The 21,316-nt window shown below is 32.3% G+C and carries 18 protein-coding genes; 13 read left to right on the top strand and 5 right to left on the bottom strand.

The window, feature by feature from the left end; translation table 11 throughout:
• Window positions 1-160 precede the first annotated feature (160 nt).
• Both L1S33_RS00230 and L1S33_RS00225 read right to left on the bottom strand, forming a co-directional pair.
• Window positions 161-1,660, bottom strand: a complete 1,500-nt coding sequence (locus tag L1S33_RS00230) for a hypothetical protein (RefSeq protein WP_240560698.1) — start codon at window positions 1,658-1,660, stop codon at window positions 161-163.
• Between the two features lie 99 nt (window positions 1,661-1,759).
• Window positions 1,760-2,800 carry a glutaminyl-peptide cyclotransferase gene (locus L1S33_RS00225; RefSeq protein ID WP_240560697.1) on the bottom strand — a complete coding sequence of 347 codons (1,041 nt, stop codon included), beginning with the start codon at window positions 2,798-2,800 and terminating at the stop codon, window positions 1,760-1,762.
• A 167-nt stretch (window positions 2,801-2,967) separates the two neighbouring features.
• Here L1S33_RS00225 and L1S33_RS00220 point away from each other — a divergent pair, with 167 nt between their 5' ends.
• Both L1S33_RS00220 and L1S33_RS00215 read left to right on the top strand, forming a co-directional pair.
• A complete protein-coding gene (locus L1S33_RS00220; RefSeq protein ID WP_240560696.1) occupies window positions 2,968-3,219 on the top strand; it encodes a type B 50S ribosomal protein L31 in 252 nt (83 codons plus the stop codon).
• 206 nt (window positions 3,220-3,425) lie between these two features.
• Window positions 3,426-4,937 carry an FMN-binding glutamate synthase family protein gene (locus L1S33_RS00215; RefSeq protein WP_240551518.1) on the top strand — a complete coding sequence of 504 codons (1,512 nt, stop codon included), beginning with the start codon at window positions 3,426-3,428 and terminating at the stop codon, window positions 4,935-4,937.
• A gap of 68 nt (window positions 4,938-5,005) precedes the next feature.
• On the opposite strand, the gene gcvP is transcribed toward L1S33_RS00215, so the two are convergent.
• Window positions 5,006-7,855: an aminomethyl-transferring glycine dehydrogenase gene (gcvP, locus tag L1S33_RS00210; RefSeq protein ID WP_240560690.1), complete on the bottom strand. Its 2,850-nt coding sequence runs from the start codon at window positions 7,853-7,855 to the stop codon at window positions 5,006-5,008.
• Window positions 7,856-7,971: 116 nt separating this feature from the next.
• Between gcvP and L1S33_RS00205 the strand changes: the two genes are divergently transcribed.
• The 11 genes from L1S33_RS00205 (at window position 7,972) to L1S33_RS00155 (ending at window position 19,127) form a co-directional block, all read left to right on the top strand.
• The gene (locus L1S33_RS00205; RefSeq protein WP_240551520.1) at window positions 7,972-8,805 is read left to right on the top strand and encodes a UbiA prenyltransferase family protein; all 834 of its coding nucleotides are present in this window, start codon (window positions 7,972-7,974) and stop codon (window positions 8,803-8,805) included.
• A 116-nt stretch (window positions 8,806-8,921) separates the two neighbouring features.
• Entirely contained in the window at window positions 8,922-10,814 is a 1,893-nt protein-coding gene (serA, locus tag L1S33_RS00200) for a phosphoglycerate dehydrogenase (protein WP_240561628.1), read from the top strand.
• 69 nt (window positions 10,815-10,883) lie between these two features.
• A complete protein-coding gene (gene kynU, locus L1S33_RS00195) occupies window positions 10,884-12,143 on the top strand; it encodes a kynureninase (protein ID WP_240560687.1) in 1,260 nt (419 codons plus the stop codon).
• A 92-nt stretch (window positions 12,144-12,235) separates the two neighbouring features.
• Window positions 12,236-13,645 carry an FAD-dependent oxidoreductase gene (locus L1S33_RS00190; RefSeq protein WP_240560685.1) on the top strand — a complete coding sequence of 470 codons (1,410 nt, stop codon included), beginning with the start codon at window positions 12,236-12,238 and terminating at the stop codon, window positions 13,643-13,645.
• Window positions 13,646-13,782: 137 nt separating this feature from the next.
• The gene (locus tag L1S33_RS00185) at window positions 13,783-14,301 is read left to right on the top strand and encodes a DUF1697 domain-containing protein (RefSeq protein WP_240560684.1); all 519 of its coding nucleotides are present in this window, start codon (window positions 13,783-13,785) and stop codon (window positions 14,299-14,301) included.
• A 1-nt stretch (window position 14,302) separates the two neighbouring features.
• Entirely contained in the window at window positions 14,303-14,707 is a 405-nt protein-coding gene (locus L1S33_RS00180) for a RidA family protein (protein ID WP_240560681.1), read from the top strand.
• Window positions 14,707-16,149 carry an aldehyde dehydrogenase gene (locus L1S33_RS00175; protein ID WP_240560669.1) on the top strand — a complete coding sequence of 481 codons (1,443 nt, stop codon included), beginning with the start codon at window positions 14,707-14,709 and terminating at the stop codon, window positions 16,147-16,149. The genes L1S33_RS00180 and L1S33_RS00175 overlap by 1 nt, the downstream gene beginning before the upstream one ends.
• Window positions 16,142-16,360, top strand: a complete 219-nt coding sequence (locus L1S33_RS00170) for a DUF6500 family protein (protein WP_240560657.1) — start codon at window positions 16,142-16,144, stop codon at window positions 16,358-16,360. Before L1S33_RS00175 ends, L1S33_RS00170 begins: the two co-directional genes overlap by 8 nt.
• A gap of 76 nt (window positions 16,361-16,436) precedes the next feature.
• On the top strand, window positions 16,437-17,213 hold the full coding sequence (locus L1S33_RS00165) for an SDR family oxidoreductase (RefSeq protein WP_240551526.1): 777 nt from the start codon (window positions 16,437-16,439) through the stop codon (window positions 17,211-17,213).
• 303 nt (window positions 17,214-17,516) lie between these two features.
• Entirely contained in the window at window positions 17,517-18,044 is a 528-nt protein-coding gene (locus tag L1S33_RS00160) for a 3-hydroxyanthranilate 3,4-dioxygenase (protein WP_240551527.1), read from the top strand.
• Window positions 18,045-19,127 carry an amidohydrolase family protein gene (locus L1S33_RS00155; protein ID WP_240551528.1) on the top strand — a complete coding sequence of 361 codons (1,083 nt, stop codon included), beginning with the start codon at window positions 18,045-18,047 and terminating at the stop codon, window positions 19,125-19,127. It begins immediately after the preceding gene.
• Between the two features lie 137 nt (window positions 19,128-19,264).
• On the opposite strand, the gene groL is transcribed toward L1S33_RS00155, so the two are convergent.
• A complete protein-coding gene (gene groL / locus L1S33_RS00150; protein WP_240560655.1) occupies window positions 19,265-20,899 on the bottom strand; it encodes a chaperonin GroEL in 1,635 nt (544 codons plus the stop codon).
• 83 nt (window positions 20,900-20,982) lie between these two features.
• Complete coding sequence (locus tag L1S33_RS00145; protein ID WP_240551530.1) at window positions 20,983-21,258, bottom strand: co-chaperone GroES; 276 nt, start codon at window positions 21,256-21,258, stop codon at window positions 20,983-20,985.
• Window positions 21,259-21,316: the final 58 nt, after the last annotated feature.

The following is a 21,316-nucleotide window of genomic DNA, read 5'->3' as shown; positions in this document are numbered from 1 at the left end:
TTAGCAAATAAGTTTAGCCCTGATTGAAGTGGCATCCTTTTTATGCTAAAAAAATAACGAAGCAATCTGTTTTTTAATTATGAGATTGCCACAGTTTACAAAAAAGTAAAACTTGACCATTACAGCATAAAAAGATATAACGGAAAGCAGGAAATAGCTTCTAAAAAATAATATCTTGATACGCACCAATTGCTGGATTTACAGTTCTACTAACTCCTAAAATGTCTTCTGAAATTGAACTTGGAGCAGCTGCGTTTATAGCATCGGAATTTTCACCAATAATAAAATCGTTTTTAGAAGTATCTCTAAAATGTGGGAATCCGTTTAGAATTATATTGTTGTAATTGGAATTTGTAAAATCCATTTCTGTATTGTTTGTAAATGTTCCACCAACATCTTCAAACTGAATTAGACTATTTGTCGCAGAATAGTTAAAAGCGCTTCCATCTACCTTGTCTAAAATAAATTCGATGTTATTATTTCCTGTAATAATACAGTTGGTAAAGTTTGCCGCGTGTAAATCTCTGGTTTCGGTAATTTCATCTCCGCTTGCATTTAAATACGTGAAATGATTATTTACCAAAACACTAGGTAATTGACGTAAACTGTTGCTCCAATAGTTGGCAAATGTGCTGTGTGTAAAGTTATAAGTTCCGCCAATAGTTGCCGCTAAAGAAGATTGGCCTGCGTTGCCAATAACAATGTTTTCTCCTAAAATATTGGTTTCTCTGGCAAGAATTCCGTAGTTAGAATTGTTGTAAATTTCTGTGCCTTTTAATGTTAAAACAGGGTTTGTTCCGTTAATACTATCAACCAAAACACCAATAATTCCGTTTTTAATTTGTGTGTTATGTAATTCGTTTTCTTTGCTTCCTGCGCGCATCCAAAGTGTTCCCCATTGTCCAGGAATATTACTAAAGGCATGTTCTAATCTATCGCCTTCAAAAACAACTTTTTCGGTTAATGTTCCGTTACTTTTTAATGTTGCACCATTATCTACAATGAAACCAGAATTGTCATGAAAATGAAGTTTTGCACCTGCTTCAATTGTTGCTGTTTTTCCGTTAGGAACTGCCATGTAACCATAAATTACATAAGGTTTTTCGTTGGTGAACGTTAATTCTGAATCTTCTAAAAATCGACCTCTAATTGTAGTTGGTTGTCCATCTAAAGTTAAACTGTCAATTTTCATAGAAATCGGATCTCTATCAGGAAAAAGAAAAACCGCATCTTGTACCAACGTTACCAAATCTACATCTTGTTGATTGTTACCGTTATCAAATAAAATTTTATCGGTGTACAGCGGATTTGGAACTGCATTAAAATCGATTGTAGTTTCAATAAAAACATACATACTATCGTTTGCAAGAATGTCTATGTCGTTAAAAGTGTCTCCTGAAATTCCGTCTACGTTTAAACGGTAGTTAGAAGCCATTCCGTTTTCTAATTGAATTGACGGAATTGTAATTGCCTTGCTTCCTCTATTATATACTTTTAAGTTATATGTTGCTGAACCAATATTGCTGAAAACAGTGTCTAAAAAAACAGTGTCTTTAGAAAATTCTAAGTTGCCAAAACTTTGTATGGTTGTAAAATCTTTTCTACAAGAAGTTACAGAAGCAAGAATAATTACAAGTAATACTATAAGAAAGTTACGCATATTTTTTCATTTCGATCTCCTAGAGCGCAGTCGAGAGGTTAATTAAGGTCTTTCTGCGCTCCATCTGACATTTATAATTAAAAAACGTCCATTATGGACTTATTTTTTTACCAATTCAATTTCAAATAATTTGCTCCAATGTTTTCCGGTAACAAACATTCTGTTGTTTTTTGCATCAAAAGCAATTCCGTTTAAAACATCATCAGCAGCATCTAACTTTTGAGACTTCTTCATTTCTTTTACTAAATTAGTAAGATCAACAATTCCATCTACAGTTCCATTTTCTGGATTTATAATTGCAATTAAAGGTTTTTGCCAGTAATTCGCATAAATTTTACCATTAATATATTCCAATTCGTTTAAACTCTGTAAAGAAACTTTGTTTGTGTAAGCTTGGATAGAACGCTTTTCTTTTTGATTTACTGGGTCTAAAAACCAAATTCTATTAGTTCCGTCAGATTTAATTAATTCAGTATCATTATGCGTTAAACCCCAACCTTCTTTACTGTTAAAATACTCAAAGCTTCTTTCTTGTTTAAATGAATCTACGTCATACACAAAACCTTTACCAGCTTGCCAAGTAAGCCAAAATATTTTATCATTAAAAATAGTCATTCCTTCACCAAAATAAGTGCTGCTTAAGTCTTCTTGCTGTAGAACTTCACCTGTTTTATAATCAACTTTACGTAACCAAGACTGTCCTTTTCTACCAGTTGTCTCATATAAAAAACCATTATTAAACTCTAAACCTTGTGTATAGGCTTTTTGGTCATGCGGAAACGTGTTTACAATTTTGTAAGAATAAACATCAGGTGCTTTTGTGGCAAAAATTTCAATTGTATTATTAATTTTTTTCGCTTTTTCAGGATAAAAAGCAACAGCAGTTACAGCGTGTTTACCAACACCAAATTCTTTAGTATTAATAGTTGCAGAAGCACCTTTAGAAACAATTTTCTTGTTATTCACAAAAAACTGAATAGAATCTACCGCATTTCCATTAATTTCTTCCAAAGAAACAGTTACACTTTTACCAAGTGTAGTTTTTTTAGGCGATGTTAATTTAAATTTATAACCGCTTTTACAAGCTGAGAGTAAGATAGTTGCTGTAAAAACAACCAATAAAAGTTTAGATTTATACATAATTATAATTTTCACTACAAATAAAACAATTTATTTGTTTGCAAATTCAAAAAAAGGGTTAAATTTGCGCACTCAAATAGCCATTGCAGGTTTTTGATAAATAAAACGTTTTAATTTTACCAATTTAAACAGTTTTATACAAAAGTAAGATATTAAAATTATACAAGATGCAAAAAGGTATACATCCAGAAAATTATAGAATGGTAGCGTTTAAAGACATGTCTAACGGAGATGTTTTTTTAACTAAATCTACAGCAAACACTAAAGAAACTTTAGAGGTTGAGGGTACAGAATATCCATTAATTAAATTAGAGATTTCAAGAACTTCTCACCCATTTTACACTGGTAAATCTAAATTAGTAGATACAGCTGGTCGTATTGACAAGTTCAAAACAAGATACGCAAAATTCAAAAAATAATTTTTTTGATTGCAATTTATTCAAAGCTCTAACGTCTGTTAGGGCTTTTTTTATGGAAGCTATTTCCAGCTTTCACTACTCGCTTCACGCTGAAAAAGCGTGAGAGCTCAAACACGCCGTTCAATCTGGGCTAAACTTATCAAATAATTTTTGGCTTTAATTTGAACGCATTTTTGTACTTTTATCCGTCAAATAAATTCAATAAAATGAGAAATACAATTCTTGCTATTTTAATAACTGCAACTTTAGCTTCCGGAGTCTTAGTTTACTTTCTACCACATGTTGGTAATATTATTTTACTATCAATTACAGGAATTTTAACTATAGTTGCACTTTTTGATGCTTTTCAAGATAAGCATTCTTTATTAAGATCATTTCCTTTAATTGCAAGATTACGTTGGCTTTTTGAAGATGAAAGAGAGAAAATTCAACAATATTTTATTGAAGATAATTTAAATGGAACGCCAATAAACAGAGAAAAAAGATCTATTGTTTACCAACGAGCAAAACTGCAAAAAGATACAATTCCCTTTGGAACACAGCATAACGTGTATGCAAAAGGGTATGAGTTTGTAAAACATTCTTTATTCCCAACAGATCATCATAAAGTTACTGGAGAAAGAGTATTAATAGGTTCCGATAAATGTTCTCAAAAGTATGATGCTTCTATTATTAATATTTCGGCAATGTCTTTTGGTTCCTTAAGTAAAAATGCTATTAAGGCTTTAAATCAAGGAGCAAAAATGGCAGGATTTGCTCATAATACTGGAGAAGGAGGAATTTCACCATACCATTTACAAGGTGGCGATTTAATTTTTCAAGTAGGAACAGGTTATTTTGGTGCAGGAAAACACGATATTAATGGTAAGCGTTTGTTTGATGATGAAGCGTTTAGGAAAAATGCAATCCGTCCAGAAGTAAAAATGATTGAAATTAAGTTTTCTCAAGGAGCGAAACCAGGACATGGAGGAATTCTTCCTGCAAAAAAGAACACTGAAGAAATTGCACAAATTAGAGGTGTTGTTCCATTTACACAGGTAGATTCTCCTCCAGGACATTCGGCTTTTTCTAATTTTGAAGAAATGATTGTTTTCTTGCAAAAAGTAAGAGATTTATCCGAAGGAAAGCCTGTTGGAGTTAAGTTTTGTGTTGGTAACAATGAAGAGATTGAAGAGATGATTAAAGCATTTTCTGAAGCTAATAATTATCCTGATTTTATAGCTGTTGATGGAGGAGAAGGAGGTACAGGTTCTGCGCCATTAGAGTTTTCTAATTATGTTGGAACGCCACTGTTAGACGGATTATCTTTTGTAAATAAAACATTAGAAAAGTATAATCTTAGACATCAAATTAAAATTATTGCTAGTGGTAAAGCCATTGATGCTTTCGATATTGTAAAATATTTTGCACTTGGTGCTGATGCAATAGGAATGGCGCGTAGTTTTATGTTAAGTTTAGGTTGTATACAAGCCAGAGAGTGTAATTTAGATACGTGTCCAGTAGGTGTTGCAACCCAAGATGACGATTTGGTAAAAGCGTTGGTTGTAGGTGATAAGAATGTTCGTGTAAAAAATTATCATGAAAAAACCATTTTGGCAACAAAAGAATTGGTTGCGGCAATGGGTAAAAAATCTATAGCAGATGTTAAAGCAACAGAAATTTTCAGAAGATCTGTAGAAAATGGTAAGATTGAAAGCTTAGAAGAGGTTTATAGATAACTGTTTTAAAAAATAAAACCCAACAAAAATTTTGTTGGGTTTTTGGTGAATTATCAATATTTATTGTTTTATGCTTCCATATAATCTTCAATAGGATTACAAGAACACATTAAATTTCTATCTCCAAAAGCATCATCAACTCTACGTACAGAAGGCCAAAATTTATTATCAGCAATATATTCTAATGGAAATGCCGCTTGTTTTCTTGAGTATGGTAAAGACCATTCATCCGATGTTAGCATTGCTTGTGTGTGTGGTGCATTTTTAAGTGGATTATTCACATTGTCTTTTTCAGCTTCAGAAATTTCCTTTCTAATCGCAATCATTGCATCACAAAATCTATCTAATTCTTCAACACTTTCACTTTCTGTTGGTTCTATCATTATAGTTCCTGCTACTGGAAAAGAAACAGTTGGAGCATGAAAACCGAAATCCATTAAACGTTTTGCTATATCAACAACTTCAATTCCTTTTTCTTTAAAAGCACGGCAATCTAAAATCATTTCGTGTGCAGCACGATTCATTTCACCCGTATACAAAGTTTCGTAATGCCCGTTTAAACGTTCTTTAATATAGTTGGCATTTAATATGGCATTTTTGGTTGAGTTTGTTAATCCATTTGAGCCTAACATTGTAATATATCCGTAAGAAATTAAACAAGCTAAAGCAGAACCCCAAGGCGCTGCAGAAATTGCTGTTATAGCATTTTCACCACCAGTTGCAACAACAGGATTTGTCGGTAAAAATGGAACTAATTGTGGAGCAACACAAATTGGTCCAACTCCAGGTCCACCACCACCATGTGGAATAGCAAATGTTTTATGTAGGTTTAAGTGACAAACGTCTGCGCCAATTGTTGCAGGATTTGTCAATCCAACTTGGGCATTCATATTTGCACCGTCCATATAAACTTGTCCGCCGTTATCATGAATAATTTTGGTAACTTCCATAATAGCTTTCTCATAAACTCCGTGAGTAGAAGGATATGTAACCATTAATGCAGCTAAATTGTCTTTGTGTAATTCGGCTTTTGCGCGTAAATCTTCAACATCAATATTTCCGCGTTCATCTGTTTTTGTAACCACCACTTTCATTCCGGCCATTACTGCTGACGCAGGATTTGTTCCGTGAGCAGAAGCTGGAATTAAACAAATATTTCTGTGTGAATCATTATTAGATTGATGATATGCTCTAATTGTCATTAAACCAGCAAATTCTCCTTGTGCACCAGAATTTGGCTGTAAAGAAGTTCCAGCAAAACCAGTAATAACATTTAACTGTTCTTCAAGATTTTTTAAAACTGTTTGATATCCTTCAGCTTGATTTAAAGGAACAAAAGGATGAATATTTCCCCAATTAGGATTACTTAAAGGTAACATTTCTGAAGCTGCATTCAACTTCATTGTACAAGAACCTAAAGAAATCATTGAGTGATTTAAGGCTAAATCTTTACGTTCTAATTTTTTAATATAACGCATCATATCTGTTTCCGATTGATACGTGTTAAATATTTTATTCTCTAAAAAAGAAGTGTTCCTTTTTGCAGCATCTATAATTTTTTCTTCAGAAGTGAATTCAGTAATTTCTGCTTTTTTAAGATTAAATGCTTGTTCAAAACAATTAACAATAGCATTTAATTCTTTTAAACTAACTGTTTCATTTATTGAAATAGAAACAAGATTGTTATCAACGTAGTTAAAGTTAATATTGTTTGCTTCTGCGATTGGTTTTAAAATATTTGCTTCAACTTCAACTAAAATAGTATCGAAGAATGAACTATTTTTTTGAGTAAAACCTAAATTTGTTAAAGAGTTAGCTAACGTATTTGTTGCGCTATGAACTTTATCAGCAATAAATTGTAAGCCGTCTTTACCGTGATACACAGCATACATTCCTGCCATAACTGCTAATAAAACTTGTGCAGTACAAATGTTAGAAGTGGCTTTTTCTCTTTTAATATGTTGTTCTCGTGTTTGTAACGCCATACGCATTGCTCGGCCGCCATCAACATCTTTTGTAACACCAATAATTCTTCCAGGAATACTTCTTTTGTATTTTTCTTTGGTAGCAAAGTAACCTGCGTGAGGACCTCCGTAACCTAAAGGAATTCCAAAACGTTGTGTTGTTCCAACTACTACATCTGCACCAAATTCTCCAGGAGCTTTTAACTTTACTAATGATAAAATATCAGCTGCTACTGCTACTTTTATATTATTGTTATTACATTTTGTAACAAAATCTGTATAATCATAAACTTGACCATGTTTTCCAGGATATTGAACAATTGCTCCGAAAAAATCCGTAGAAAAATCAAAATCTTCGTGATTTCCAATAACTAATTCAATTCCGATTGGAGTTGCACGTGTTTGTAAAACCGATAAAGTCTGTGGTAAAATTGCTGAAGAAATAAAGAATTTATTCACATTTGCTTTCTTTTGTGTACGTTCACGAACATCAAATAATAAAGCCATTGCTTCTGCTGCGGCAGTTCCTTCGTCTAGTAAAGATGCGTTTGCAAGTTCCATACCTGTTAAATCGCAAACCATAGTTTGGTAATTTAATAAGGCTTCTAAACGACCTTGTGCAATCTCAGCTTGGTAAGGCGTGTACGCTGTGTACCAACCTGGATTTTCTAAGATGTTTCGTTGAATTACACTTGGCACAATTGCTTCGTGATATCCTAAACCGATGTAAGATTTAAAAACCTTGTTTTTAGCTCCCAATTCGTTAATATGATTTAAATATTCATATTCACTCATTTCTGGCGCTAAATTTAATTCACTTTTTAGGCGAATATCATCAGGAATTGTTTCGAATATTAATTGGTCTAAAGAATTTACACCAATAGTTTCGAGCATTTTAGATTGGTCTTTTTTACGAGGTCCAATATGTCTTAATTGAAATGAAGTTGTGTTCATTAGGCTATATGTTTTTCCGTGTGTAAAAATAACCAAAATCAAAGAATTTTAGATTGGCAAATTAGATATTTATCAACCTTTTTTTGAGGTTATAAACAATTAAGTATTTTTGTGAAATGTTGTTCTTTAAAAAAATATTAAATTTTTATATAAATTCAAGTATTCATGTTGCATTAGCAGTTTTTTCTTTAGTTAGAATTACTGAGTTGTATTTTGATTTACCTTATAGTAATTCATTAAGTTTTTTTGCTTTCTTCGGAACAATTACAGGTTATAACTTTGTAAAATATGCCGGTGTAGCAAAACTGCATCACAGAAGTTTAACCAAAAACTTAAAAATAATACAGGTTTTCTCGCTTATTTGTTTTTTGTTGATGTGCTTTTATGCATGGCAATTATCATTAAAAACATTGTTGTTTTTATCACCTTTAGTACTATTAACACTTTTGTATGCGGTTCCTTTTTTAAGTGGATTTCAAAAGAATTTACGAAACATAAGTCATTTAAAAATTATTGTAGTTGCACTAGTTTGGTCAGGTTTTACAGTTTTATTACCAGTTTATAATGCGGAAAAAATAGTTGACTTAACTGTTTTTTTAACTGCGCTTCAACGTTTTTTATTTGTGGTGGTTTTAATTTTGCCTTTCGATATTCGAGATTTGCAATTTGATGCAATTTCCTTACAAACCCTTCCACAGAAAATAGGTGTAGAGAAAACTAAAAAGGTAGGTTTTGTTTTGTTGGCTTTTTGTTTGTTTTTAGAATTTTTAATAACTCCAAATTCAAGTTTTAGGTCAGTCTTTTTAATAGTCTTTTTTTTAGTGTTATTTCTATTGATGAGAGCCTCAGTAAAGCAATCTAAATATTATAGTGCAGTTTGGGTAGAAGCAGTTCCTGTTTTTTGGTGGTTATTACTTTTAGGATTTGATAAAATGCAAGCCATTTTTTAAGAAAATGATAGTGAATATTTCGCTTTAGTGCATATTCAGAAAAAATGAATAAAATGAGGTATTTGTCTTAAAATTATTTTAAAAAAGGGTTGTACATTAGGTGTTTAATTCAAGAAATAAGTAACGTGAAAAGAAATTATGTTTTCGATTTTGACAGCACATTAACAAGTGTAGAAGCTCTAGATGTATTGTGTGAAATTACACAGGCTAATAATCCTAATAGAGAAGAAGTTTTAGAAGAGATTGTAAATATTACCAATAAAGGAATTGATGGTGATATTTCTTTTCCTGAGTCATTAAAACAAAGAATTCAGTTACTAAAAGCTAAAAAATCAGATTTATCTGTTTTAATTGAAGAATTAAAAAAATATGTTTCACCTTCAATAGAAAGAAATAAAGAATTTTTTGAACAATATTCTGATGATATTTATGTAATTTCAGCAGGATTTAAAGAATTTATAGATCCAATTGTTGCGGAATATAATATTCCTTCAGAAAGAGTTTTTGCCAATACTTTTGAGTTTGATGAAAACGATTTAATTGTAGGTTTTGATGCAGAGAACTCACTTTCTAAACACAATGGAAAAATAGAGTGTTTACAAAATCTAGATTTAGTGGGGGAAATTCAAGTAATTGGAGACGGTTACAGTGATGCTGTTACTAAGGTAGCAGGAATTGCAGATACTTTTTTTGCATATACAGAAAATGTGTCAAGAGAAAAAACGGTTGCAAATGCAGACCATATTACACCAAGTTTAGACGAATTTTTATACATAAACGATTTGCCAAGAAATATCTCATACCCAAAGAACAGAATTAAAATTTTATTGTTAGAAAACGTACATTCAGATGCTTTTAAGAAGTTGTCTAAAGATGGTTTTACAGTAGAAACAGTTTCAAAAAGTTTGTCTGAAGACGAATTAATTGAAAAAATAAAAGACGTACACGTTTTAGGTATTCGATCTAAAACGCATGTAACTCAAAAAGTTGTTGATGCTGCTGAAAAATTAATGGTTGTAAGTGCGTTTTGTATTGGTACAAAGCAAATTGATCTAGAAGCGTGTAAAGAAAACGGAATTGTAGTTTTTAACGCACCCTATAGTAATACACGTTCAGTTGTAGAGTTGGCAATTGGGGAAATTATTATGTTAATGCGTTCTGTTTTTCAACGAAGCACAGAAATTCACAATGGTCAATGGAATAAAACAGCAGAAGGTTCTAGGGAAGTTCGTGGTAAAAAATTAGGAATTGTCGGTTATGGAAACATTGGAAAACAACTTTCTATTTTAGCAGAAGCTCTTGGAATGGATGTTTATTATTATGATGTTGAAGATAAATTAGCATTAGGAAACGCAACTAAAGTAGATGAATTGTCAGATTTATTAGCACTTTCAGATGTTGTTACTTTACATGTTGATGATAATGCTGCAAATAAAAATTTCTTTGGAGAAAAAGAGATTTCTCAGATGAAAGATGGTGCACATTTAGTAAACCTTTCTCGTGGTTTTGTGGTAGATATTCCTGCTTTAGTAGCAGCTTTAAAATCAGGTAAAATTGCTGGAACTGCAGTAGATGTGTATCCAGAAGAGCCAAGAAAGAACGGTGATTTTTTCACAGAATTAAAAGGATTGCCAAACGTAATTTTAACACCACACGTTGGTGGAAGTACAGAAGAAGCACAAAGAGATATTGCAGATTTTGTTCCTGGTAAAATTATGGCATATATAAATTCTGGTAATACTGTAGATGCAGTAAATTTCCCAAATATTAGATTGCCTAGACAAACTAATGCGCATCGTTTTTTACATATTCATAAAAATGTTCCAGGCGTAATGGCTAAAATTAATAAGGTTTTGGCAGAATATAACTTAAACATAACAGGTCAGTATTTGTCTACAGATCCTAAAGTTGGTTATGTAATTACAGATCTAGATAAAGAATATAATACAGAAGTTTTAGACGAATTAAGAAAAATAGAAGGAACTATTAAGTTTAGAGTATTGTATTAAAATCTATAGTAAATATTATTATCTAAAAAATGATTGTTTTATATTTGAAGACAATCATTTTTTTATTTAATGAACTACCAAAACACTTTAGCGTACGCGCAACAGCAAGATAAAGAAGATACACTTTCTTATTTACGAAATCGATTTCATATTCCGAAAGACAAAAACGGAAATAATTGGCTTTACTTTACAGGGAATTCTCTTGGTTTACAGCCAAAATCAACCAAAGAATATATTCAACAAGAATTAGATGATTGGGCAAATTACGGAGTAGAAGGTCATTTCGAAGCCAAAAATCCTTGGATGCCTTATCATGAGTTTCTTACTGAAAATATGGCAAAAATTGTAGGTGCTAAACCAATTGAAGTTGTGGTTATGAATACGCTTACAACCAATCTTCATTTGCTAATGGTGTCGTTTTACAGGCCAACAAAAACAAAATATAAAATTGTAATTGAATCAGATGCTTTTCCTTCGGATAGATATGCGGTACAGTCACAATTAAAATTTCACGGCTTTTCTGAAGAAGATGTTATTGAATGGAAACCAAGAAAAGGGGAAGAATTACTAAATATTGAAGATTTAGAAACCATTGTTTCTGAACAAGGAGATGAAATTGCTTTATTACTAATCGGAGGCGTAAATTATTATACGGGTCAATATTTAGATTTAAAACGAATTGCAGAAATTGGTCATTTTAAAGATTGTGTCGTCGGAATCGATTTAGCACACGGAGCAGGAAACATTTCGCCAGATTTACACAATTCAGGAGTAGATTTTGCAGCTTGGTGTACTTACAAATACTTAAATTCTGGACCAGGAAGTTTAGGCGGATTATTTGTTCACGAAAAACATTCAAAAAATAAAGATTTACCACGTTTTGCAGGTTGGTGGAATCATAATAAAGATACACGTTTTAATATGCGTCAACCATTTGATGTAATGGACGGAGCAGAAGGTTGGCAATTAAGTAATCCACCAATATTATCTATGGCGGCAATTAAAGCATCTTTAGATATGTTTGCAGAGGTTGGTATGGTTGCGTTGCGAGAAAAATCAGAAAAACTAACAGGGTATTTTGAGTTTTTAATAAATGAAATTGGTTCGCATGACATTAAAATTATAACGCCAAGTAATCCAAAAGAACGCGGTTGTCAGTTATCAATTCAAGTTAAAAACGCTGATAAAAGTTTACATAAAAAACTAACAGAAAACAATATTATTACAGATTGGCGAGAACCAGATGTTATTCGTTGTGCGCCAACGCCAATGTATAATTCTTTTGAAGATGTTTATAGAATGGTTTCAATTTTACAAACGCTTTTGTAAAATAATGAACGAAGGAATTTCCTCAATTCAATATGATTTTTTGGTTCGTTTTGTATCAAAACAAAATGAATGTAAGAATAAAGAAAAAATAAATGACAAAACAAGATAACATACTAATAATAGGAGCTGGTTTATGCGGAAGTTTATTGGCTTTAAGATTAGCACAAAGAGGTTACAAAGTTGAGGTGTATGAAAGTAGACCAGATTTAAGAACTACAGATATTTCTGCAGGAAGATCAATCAATTTAGCATTGTCAGATCGCGGATTTAAAGCATTACGTTTATGTGGAGTAGAAGAGAAGGCAAGAGAAATTTGTATACCAATGTACGGTCGTTTAATGCACGACAAAGAAGGAAATACGTTTGCCTCTAATTATTCAGGAAGAGAAAATGAATATATAAATTCAATTTCTCGTGGCGATTTAAACGGAATTCTATTAACTGAAGCAGAAAAACATGAAAATGTAAACATTCATTTTAATAAAAAATGTACTTCGGTAGCTATAGAAAATACAATCGCTCATTTTAAAGACTACAAAACTAAAGAAACATTTTCTATTGATGCAGATGTTATTTTTGGAACCGATGGAGCAGGTTCTATTTTAAGAAAGAGCTATTATTTAGAAAAGAAATTCTTGTTTAGTTATTCGCAAAATTACTTAACACACGGTTATAAAGAGCTAGAAATTCCAGCGGATAAAAATGGAAAACATCAAATAAGCGATGGACATTTACACATTTGGCCTCGTGGCGATTATATGCTAATTGCATTACCAAATATGGACGGAAGCTTCACAGTAACCTTATTTTTAAGTTATGATGAAGGCGAATATAATTTCAATAATTTAACTTCCGAAGAAAAAATAACAGCATTTTTTGAAAATGAATTTCCAGATGCGTTGGCAATAATTCCGAATATAAAAGAAGAGTTTTTAAACAACCCAACAGGTGCGTTAGGAACCGTAAAATGTTCGCCTTGGTCTTATAAAAATAACACCATTTTATTGGGCGATGCAGCACACGCAATTGTTCCGTTTTACGGACAAGGAATGAATGCTTCCTTTGAAGATGTTACCGTTTTTGACGAAATTTTAAATCAAGAATTAGGCAATTGGGAAACCGTTTTCAAAACGTATGAAAAAGCTAGGAAAGAAAACACAGATGCAATTGCAGATTTGGCATTAGATAATTTCCATGAGATGAAAGGTCATGTCGCAAATCCGTTGTTTAAAGAAAAAAGAAAGATAGAAATGGATTTAGAGAAAACCTTTCCAACAAAGTATTTTTCTAAATACTCAAAGGTAACTTTTAATGATGAAATTGGTTACAATGAAGCAATGAAGCGAGGAAGAGCGCAAGACAAAGCGTTACTGAATTTAATTGCAGGTGATGAAGTTCACACGCATTTGAACATGACAAAAGATGAATTAAAAGTCATTTTAGAAAAAGTGAAAGTTGAAACAAATGAAATTTTAGAAGCAAATAAAATAGCAGGATTATAGTTTTTTTTTGAAGCTATTTCCTGCTTTTCACTATATCTTTTTTATGAAAAATAAAAAAGGATGCCGTTTCAATCAGGGCTAAATCTTTTTATAAAAGACAGTTATAAATTGAAACTAATAGAATATTTAAGTTAAAAATGAAAAAGTACATTGTTTTATTACGTGGAATAAATGTGTCAGGGAAAAACAAACTTCCAATGGCAGAACTTCGTAATTTATTAAACGATTTAGGTTTTAAAAATGTTCAAACATACATTCAAAGCGGGAATATTATTTTAGAGTCAGAAAAACTAAAATCAGAAATCTGTAAAATAATAGAAAACGGAATTTTAGATAAATTCGGTTATGATGTTCCTGTAATTATAAGAACAATTCCGGAATGGGAAAAAGTAATTGAGAGCTATCATTTTTCAACAAAAAATGAAAAAATAGTTGCTTTTTCGTTTTTAAATAAAGTGCCAGAAGAAACAATTATTGAGATTAAAAATATTGGAGAAGACAAATATAAAGTTGACAATGATGTTGTGTATTTAAATTGTCCATCTGGTTTTGGTAAAACAAAACTGACCAATAATAGTATTGAGAAGAAACTCAAAGTTATAGCAACAACAAGAAATTTAAGAACCACATTAAAACTGTTAGAATTAGCAAAATAATATGTCAGAAAAAAAAGTAACACCAAGAGGCGCATATCCACATGTTAAAGTTGTGGGCGATTTTATTTTTGTATCAGGAACCAGTTCACGTAGAGCAGACAACACCATTGCAGGCGTTGATATTATTGATGAAATGGGAACAAAGCGTTTAAATGCTGAAACCCAAACAAGAGAAGTTTTAAAAAACATAGATAAAACGTTACAAACTGTTGGAGCATCTATAGAAGATGTAGTAGATGTTTCTTCGTTTTTAGTAAATATGAATGATTTTGCAGGATATAATAAAGCCTACGCAGAGTTTTTTGACAAAGAAACAGGACCAACAAGAACCACAGTTGCCGTGCATCAATTACCGCATCCAGATTTGGTTGTAGAAATTAAGGTAACGGCTTATAAGAAGCAATAATGAAAATCCAAAACTACATAAACGGAGAATTTGTAAATCCAATTTCGGGTAATTATATTGATAACTATAATCCATCAATTGGAGAAGTGTATGGGCAAATTCCAGATTCTACAAAAGAAGATGTAGAAAAAGCTGTTGAAGCGGCAGAAAAAGCATTTCCAAGTTGGTCTAATACAACATTGGCAACAAGAAGTAAAATCTTGTCTAAAATAGCGGATTTAATAAAAGAGAAATTAACTTTTTTAGCAGAAGTAGAATCTAAAGATAACGGGAAACCAGTTAGTTTAGCAACTGCAATAGACATTCCAAGAGCAGCAGCAAACTTTCAGTTTTTTGCAAATGCAATTACACAGTTTTCTTCAGAAGCTCATGAAAGTGTTGGGTTAAATGCCGTTAATTTTACCTTACGCCAACCAATTGGCGTTGTTGGTTGTATTTCTCCGTGGAATTTACCATTGTATTTATTCACTTGGAAAATTGCACCAGCAATCGCTGCAGGAAATTGCGTTATCGCAAAACCAAGCGAAGTGACTCCTGCTACAGCATATCTACTTTCAGAAATAACAAAAGAGGCTGGCCTCCCAAAAGGCGTTTTAAATATTGTTCACGGATTAGGACAAACAACAGGTCAAGCCATTGTTGAGCATAAAAATATTAAAGCAATTTCCTTTACAGGCGGAACAACAACAGGCGCACACATTGCGCGAGTTGCTGCTCCAATGTTTAAGAAACTGTCTTTAGAATTAGGCGGTAAAAATCCGAATATAATTTTTGCAGATTGCGATTACAATAAAATGTTAGAAACTACGGTTCGTTCTTCATTTGCAAACCAAGGTCAGATTTGTTTATGTGGAAGTAGAATTTTTGTAGAAGAAAAAATATATGAGCAATTCAAAAAAGATTTTGTTCAGAAAGTATCTGAATTGAAAGTTGGAAATCCATCAGAAACTGATACAAATATTGGTGCATTAGTATCCAAACAACATTTAGAAAAAGTAAAAAGTTACATAGATATTGCCGAACAAGAAGGTGGGAAAATACTTTTTGGAGGTAAAAAAGTTGCCGTAAATGGAAGCGAGAACGGCTACTATTTACAACCAACAATTATAGAAGTTGAAAGCAATCAATGTAGATTGAATCAAGAAGAAATTTTTGGTCCAGTTGTAACTATTATCCCTTTTAAGACAGATGATGAAGCTTTGCAATTAGCAAACGATGTAAAATACGGATTATCAGCTACTTTATGGACAAATAACTTAAATAGAACCATGCAGTTTTCTAAACAATTACATAGTGGAATTGTTTGGGTTAATACATGGCTAATGAGAGATTTAAGAACGCCTTTTGGAGGGCAAAAAGAAAGCGGAGTAGGACGTGAAGGAGGTTTTGAAGCTTTGCGTTTTTTTACTGAACCTAAAAATATTTGTATTAGTTATGAATAAAGAATTAAAAGAAAAAATCATTCAAGTTTGTGATGATAAAATTGAAAAAAAAGGAACAAACGTAGGTTTGTCTTTTTACGCATTTTTCAAAAATAAAAATGACAATCCAAAGTTGTTAATGGAAGCAGCAACTTGGTGGATTGATACACATAAATTAGATCACTTTGAAAAAGCAGTGAAGATTAAAGAAATGGTGTTAGAAAATAAATAAGAATCTGGAGAAAAGAGTCAAGAAGAGAGATGAGAAAGTCTTACTTCTAACTTCTTTTTTCTTTCATCTATAAAACATGAATTTAAACATAAAAAACAAAAACGCATTAGTTTGTGGAAGCACTCAAGGAATTGGAAAAGCCACAGCAATGGCTTTAGCAAACGAAGGAGCTAACGTAACTTTAGTAGCAAGAAACGAAGAAAAACTTAAAGAAGTTCTAGCAGAATTACCAAAAGATAACCAATGCCATGGTTATTTGGTTGCAGACTTTTCTAAACCAGAAGAACTAAAAAAAGTATTAGAAACTACCGATTTAAAGTTTCATATTTTAATAAATAATACTGGAGGACCAAAAGGAGGAGAGTTACTAACAGCAACTCCAACCGATTTAATAAATGCGTTTCAAATGCATATTGTTTGCAATCAAATTTTAACGCAAGCAGTGGTTCCGTTTATGAAATCTGAGAAATTTGGTAGAATTATTAATGTAATTTCTACATCTGTAAAAGAGCCAATTCCGGGTTTAGGTGTTTCAAATACTATTAGAAATGCGGTTGGTAATTGGGCAAAAACCTTGGCAACAGAACTTGGTGGGTTTCAAATTACGGTAAATAATGTGCTGCCAGGTTTTACAAATACGGCGCGTTTAGACCAAATTATTAAGATAAAATCAGAGAAAGCAAACACAACCGAAGCAGAAATGGAGCAACTTTTAAAAAGTTATGTTCCGGCTGCACGTTTTGCAAAACCAGAGGAAACTGCTGCAGCTGTTACTTTTTTGGCAAGCGAACAGGCAAGTTATATCAACGGAATTAACCTTCCTGTAGATGGCGGAAGAACAAAATCTTTATAAATGTATAACGAAGCCCCGCGTTAGGGATTGAAACGACATCCTTTTTTCTTTTTTCAAAAAAAAGATATAGATAAAAGCCCGACCTTTAGGTAACGCCCAAATTGTTATAAGAAGCTATTTCCTGCTTTCGCTACTCGCTGTTTCGTTCCTCAACGAGCTCAAACATGCCGCTCTATCAGGGCTAAACTTGTTTGTGGAGGTTTGTGAGTTAAAAGAAACGAAGTGATAAATTATAAAGACATAAAAAATCAGTAATTTTAAAGTCTAACAATCAAAATATCCAATAATTTAAAAATCTATAAAATGAATTTAGTACAACCTTTAAATTTTAAAAAGTGGATTGATGAACATCGTCATTTATTAAAACCACCCGTTGGTAACAAACAAGTTTGGGATAATGGCGAGTATATTGTTATGGTTGTTGGTGGGCCAAATAACAGAAAAGATTATCATTATAATGAAACTCCAGAGTTTTTCTATCAAGTAGAAGGCGATATGATTTTAAAAATCATAGACGATAAAGGAGAAATGATTGACGTAGAAATTAATGAAGGTGATATTTATTTACTGCCAGGAAAAGTACCACACTCTCCACAAAGAAAAGAAAATACTGTTGGTTTAGTTATAGAATATCCACGTTCGGAAGGAATGTTGGACGCGTTAGAATGGTATTGCGAAAACTGTGGAAATCCATTATACAGAGAAGAATTTGCATTGGATAACATAGAAACCGATATGCCAATTATTTTCGATAAATATTATTCAGATAAAAAGAAATGCACCTGTTCTAATTGTGGAACCGTAATGCAATCACCAAAGAAAATTAAATAAATGAAGCGTAAACTACGAATAAACGGACATTCACATTTATTGCCTTATCCAGAGCAAATTCCTGATTTTATGAAGGAAAAGGAAATTTTTTGGGTAGATGATGAGCGTAAACATATGTTGCAAAAGGGATGGAGACGTCCAGTAACCGATTCAAGTTTTTTCTTAGATGAGAAATTATTGTGGATGGAGAAAAACAAAATAGATCACGCAGTAGTTTTAAATCTATCTCAATTATATGGAAATGGATTACGTTTAGAGGAAATGAAAAAGGCATTACGTTTTCAAAACGATTTTAATGCAAAAGTAGAGCATGATAATCCATCTAAGTTTACCTGTGGTTTTGTTGTGCATCCAGGTTTTATTTACGGAGCATTAGATGAAATGAAACGTTGTGTGGAAGAATTAGGTTTAAAAGTTCTTTGTTTGCCAACGCATTTTATGGATTCAATAGGGCAATGGCGTTGTGTTTTTGACGAAGAAAACGATCGAATTTTTGAATTAGCAGATAAATACAAACTAGCAATTGAGATTCATCCGTATGATGGAGATAAAATGATAAAACTAGAAAACACAAATTGGCGTTTTCACCTAATTTGGATGTTGGCACAATGTGGCGATGCGTATCATTTTTATACCTTAAACGGAATGCAAGAACGCTTTCCGAATATCAGAACATGTTTTGCACACGGAGGCCAATTGGCACAAATGAATTTAGGAAGACGTATTCAAGGTTTTGATGGAAGACCAGATTTATTTGAAGGGAAAACACATCCAAGAAAAGCAGTTGGTCATAAAAACATCTTTTTCGATACGTTAGTTCACGACACGGATTCGTTGAAATTAATGTTTAAAAGGCAAGGAACAAGTCAAGTTTTAATGGGCTTAGATGATCCGTATCCTTTAGGAGAAATGGAAAGTGATAGGCAATCTTCGTATCCTGGAAAAATTTTAGATTTAGCAATTGATCAGAAAATTATTACAGAAACTGAAAAAGGTCAAATTTGGGAAGACAATGTGCTGCAATGGTTGTTTGGTGATGATGAAAAAGCAAAACAAGAACTAATAAATAAGATTTTAAGTTAGTTGTAAATAGTAGAATTAAATTTTTACCAGTTTATCATTGAGATTTTATTTAAGTCTTTTATTAATTGGTTTATAATAAAAAAATCCGTTCAGCAAAGAACGGATTTTTTAAATTTATAGAGTGTTGTAATAAACGATTACATCATTCCTGGCATTCCGCCACCCATTGGAGGCATTCCTCCACCAGGATTATCTTCTTTAATGTCTATTAAAGCACATTCGGTTGTTAGAATCATTCCTGCAACAGAAGCTGCGTTTTCTAAAGCAACACGTGTTACTTTTTTAGGATCGATAATTCCTGCATCTAACATATTTACATACGTTTCTGATTTTGCATCATAACCAAAGTCTTTTTTTCCTTCTAATACTTTATTTATAACTACAGATCCTTCACCACCAGCATTTTCTACTATAGTTCTTAAAGGAGCTTCAATTGCTTTGTTTACAATTTGTACACCTGTAGTTTCGTCTAAATTATCAGTTGTTATTTTAGTTAAAACAGTTTTTGCTCTAACTAAAGCAACACCACCACCAGCAACAATTCCTTCTTCTACTGCGGCTCTTGTAGCGTGTAAAGCATCGTCTACTCTGTCTTTCTTTTCTTTCATTTCTACTTCAGAAGCAGCACCAACATATAAAACAGCAACACCACCAGCTAATTTAGCTAAACGTTCTTGTAGTTTTTCTTTATCGTAATCAGACGTTGTAGTTTCTATTTGAGATTTAATTTGATTAACTCTCGCTTTAATTGCAGTTGCGTTTCCAGCACCATTTACAATTGTTGTATTGTCTTTGTCTACTGTTATTGATTCTGCAGTTCCTAATAAGTCTAAAGTTGCGTTTTCTAATGAAAATCCTCTTTCTTCAGAAATAACGGTTCCTCCAGTTAAGATTGCGATATCTTCTAACATTGCTTTTCTTCTGTCTCCAAAACCTGGAGCTTTTACAGCAGCAATTTTTAATCCACCTCTTAATTTATTTACAACTAAAGTAGCTAATGCTTGTCCGTCTACATCTTCAGCAATAATTAATAAAGGTCTTCCTGATTGAGAAACTGGTTCTAATATTGGAAGAATTTCTTGTAAGTTAGAAATCTTTTTGTCGAATAATAACACATAAGGATTGTCTAAATCTGCAATCATTTTGTCTGCATCCGTAACAAAGTATGGAGATAAATAACCTCTATCGAATTGCATACCTTCTACAACATCTACATATGTATCTGTTCCTTTAGCTTCTTCTACAGTTATAACTCCTTCTTTACCAACTTTGCCAAAAGCAGTTGCAATTAAATCTCCAATAACAGAATCGTTATTTGCAGAAATTGAGGCTACTTGTTGAATTTTATCTGAAGAATTACCTACTTTTTTAGCTTGTTTTTCTAAATCAGTAACAATTGCAGTTACAGCTTTATCAATTCCACGTTTTAAATCCATTGGATTTGCACCAGCGGCTACGTTTTTTAAACCTTCTTTTACAATTGCTTGTGCAAGTACAGTTGCAGTAGTTGTTCCGTCTCCAGCTAAATCGTTAGTTTTAGAAGCAACTTCTTTAACCATTTGCGCTCCCATGTTTTCTAATTCGTCTTCTAACTCAACTTCTTTTGCTACAGAAACACCATCTTTTGTTACCGTTGGAGCTCCAAAAGATTTAGAAATAATTACGTTTCTTCCTTTTGGTCCTAAAGTTACTTTTACTGCGTTTGCTAAAGCATCAACTCCACGTTTTAAACCGTCTCTTGCTTCAATATCAAATTTTATATCTTTTGCCATTTTCTTTAAGTTTTTATTCGTTTAAATGTTTATTCGTTTAATTGTTGCGACTGAATACTGCAACTAAAAATTGAATGCTACTTTTATACAATTGCCATGATATCGCTTTCACGCATCATTAAATAATCTTTTCCTTCTAGTTTTAATTCTGTTCCGCCATATTTACCATATAACACAGTATCACCAACTTTTACAGTTAAAGGTTCGTCTTTTGTTCCATTTCCAATAGCTACAACTGTACCTTTTTGAGGCTTTTCTTTTGCGTTATCTGGAATAATTAATCCAGATGCTGTTTTTGTTTCTGCAGGAGCTGGTTCTACAAGAACTCTGTCTGCTAAAGGTTTTATATTTAATCCCATTTTTATAAATTTTGATTAATTAATTACTTTTTATGTTTTATAAGTAGTCAGAAATTAT

It is taken from the genome of Tenacibaculum aquimarinum (assembly GCF_022478115.1).
In the GTDB taxonomy this organism is placed as follows: Bacteria; Bacteroidota; Bacteroidia; order Flavobacteriales; family Flavobacteriaceae; genus Polaribacter; species Polaribacter aquimarinum_A.
The sequence above is the reverse complement of the archived record's forward strand: the minus strand, read 5'-3'. Positions and strand labels throughout refer to the sequence as shown.

Coding starts and splice junctions, on each gene's coding strand:
- L1S33_RS00190 (WP_240560685.1), top strand. CDS start 12,236: ATGACAAAACAAGATAACATACTAATAATAGGAGCTGGTTTATGCGGA.
- L1S33_RS00160 (WP_240551527.1), top strand. CDS start 17,517: ATGAATTTAGTACAACCTTTAAATTTTAAAAAGTGGATTGATGAACAT.
- L1S33_RS00155 (WP_240551528.1), top strand. CDS start 18,045: ATGAAGCGTAAACTACGAATAAACGGACATTCACATTTATTGCCTTAT.
- L1S33_RS00185 (WP_240560684.1), top strand. CDS start 13,783: ATGAAAAAGTACATTGTTTTATTACGTGGAATAAATGTGTCAGGGAAA.
- L1S33_RS00215 (WP_240551518.1), top strand. CDS start 3,426: ATGAGAAATACAATTCTTGCTATTTTAATAACTGCAACTTTAGCTTCC.
- L1S33_RS00165 (WP_240551526.1), top strand. CDS start 16,437: ATGAATTTAAACATAAAAAACAAAAACGCATTAGTTTGTGGAAGCACT.
- L1S33_RS00230 (WP_240560698.1), bottom strand. CDS start 1,660: ATGCGTAACTTTCTTATAGTATTACTTGTAATTATTCTTGCTTCTGTA.
- kynU (WP_240560687.1), top strand. CDS start 10,884: ATGAACTACCAAAACACTTTAGCGTACGCGCAACAGCAAGATAAAGAA.
- L1S33_RS00175 (WP_240560669.1), top strand. CDS start 14,707: ATGAAAATCCAAAACTACATAAACGGAGAATTTGTAAATCCAATTTCG.
- L1S33_RS00145 (WP_240551530.1), bottom strand. CDS start 21,258: ATGGGATTAAATATAAAACCTTTAGCAGACAGAGTTCTTGTAGAACCA.
- L1S33_RS00225 (WP_240560697.1), bottom strand. CDS start 2,800: ATGTATAAATCTAAACTTTTATTGGTTGTTTTTACAGCAACTATCTTA.
- gcvP (WP_240560690.1), bottom strand. CDS start 7,855: ATGAACACAACTTCATTTCAATTAAGACATATTGGACCTCGTAAAAAA.
- L1S33_RS00205 (WP_240551520.1), top strand. CDS start 7,972: ATGTTGTTCTTTAAAAAAATATTAAATTTTTATATAAATTCAAGTATT.
- L1S33_RS00220 (WP_240560696.1), top strand. CDS start 2,968: ATGCAAAAAGGTATACATCCAGAAAATTATAGAATGGTAGCGTTTAAA.
- L1S33_RS00170 (WP_240560657.1), top strand. CDS start 16,142: ATGAATAAAGAATTAAAAGAAAAAATCATTCAAGTTTGTGATGATAAA.
- L1S33_RS00180 (WP_240560681.1), top strand. CDS start 14,303: ATGTCAGAAAAAAAAGTAACACCAAGAGGCGCATATCCACATGTTAAA.
- groL (WP_240560655.1), bottom strand. CDS start 20,899: ATGGCAAAAGATATAAAATTTGATATTGAAGCAAGAGACGGTTTAAAA.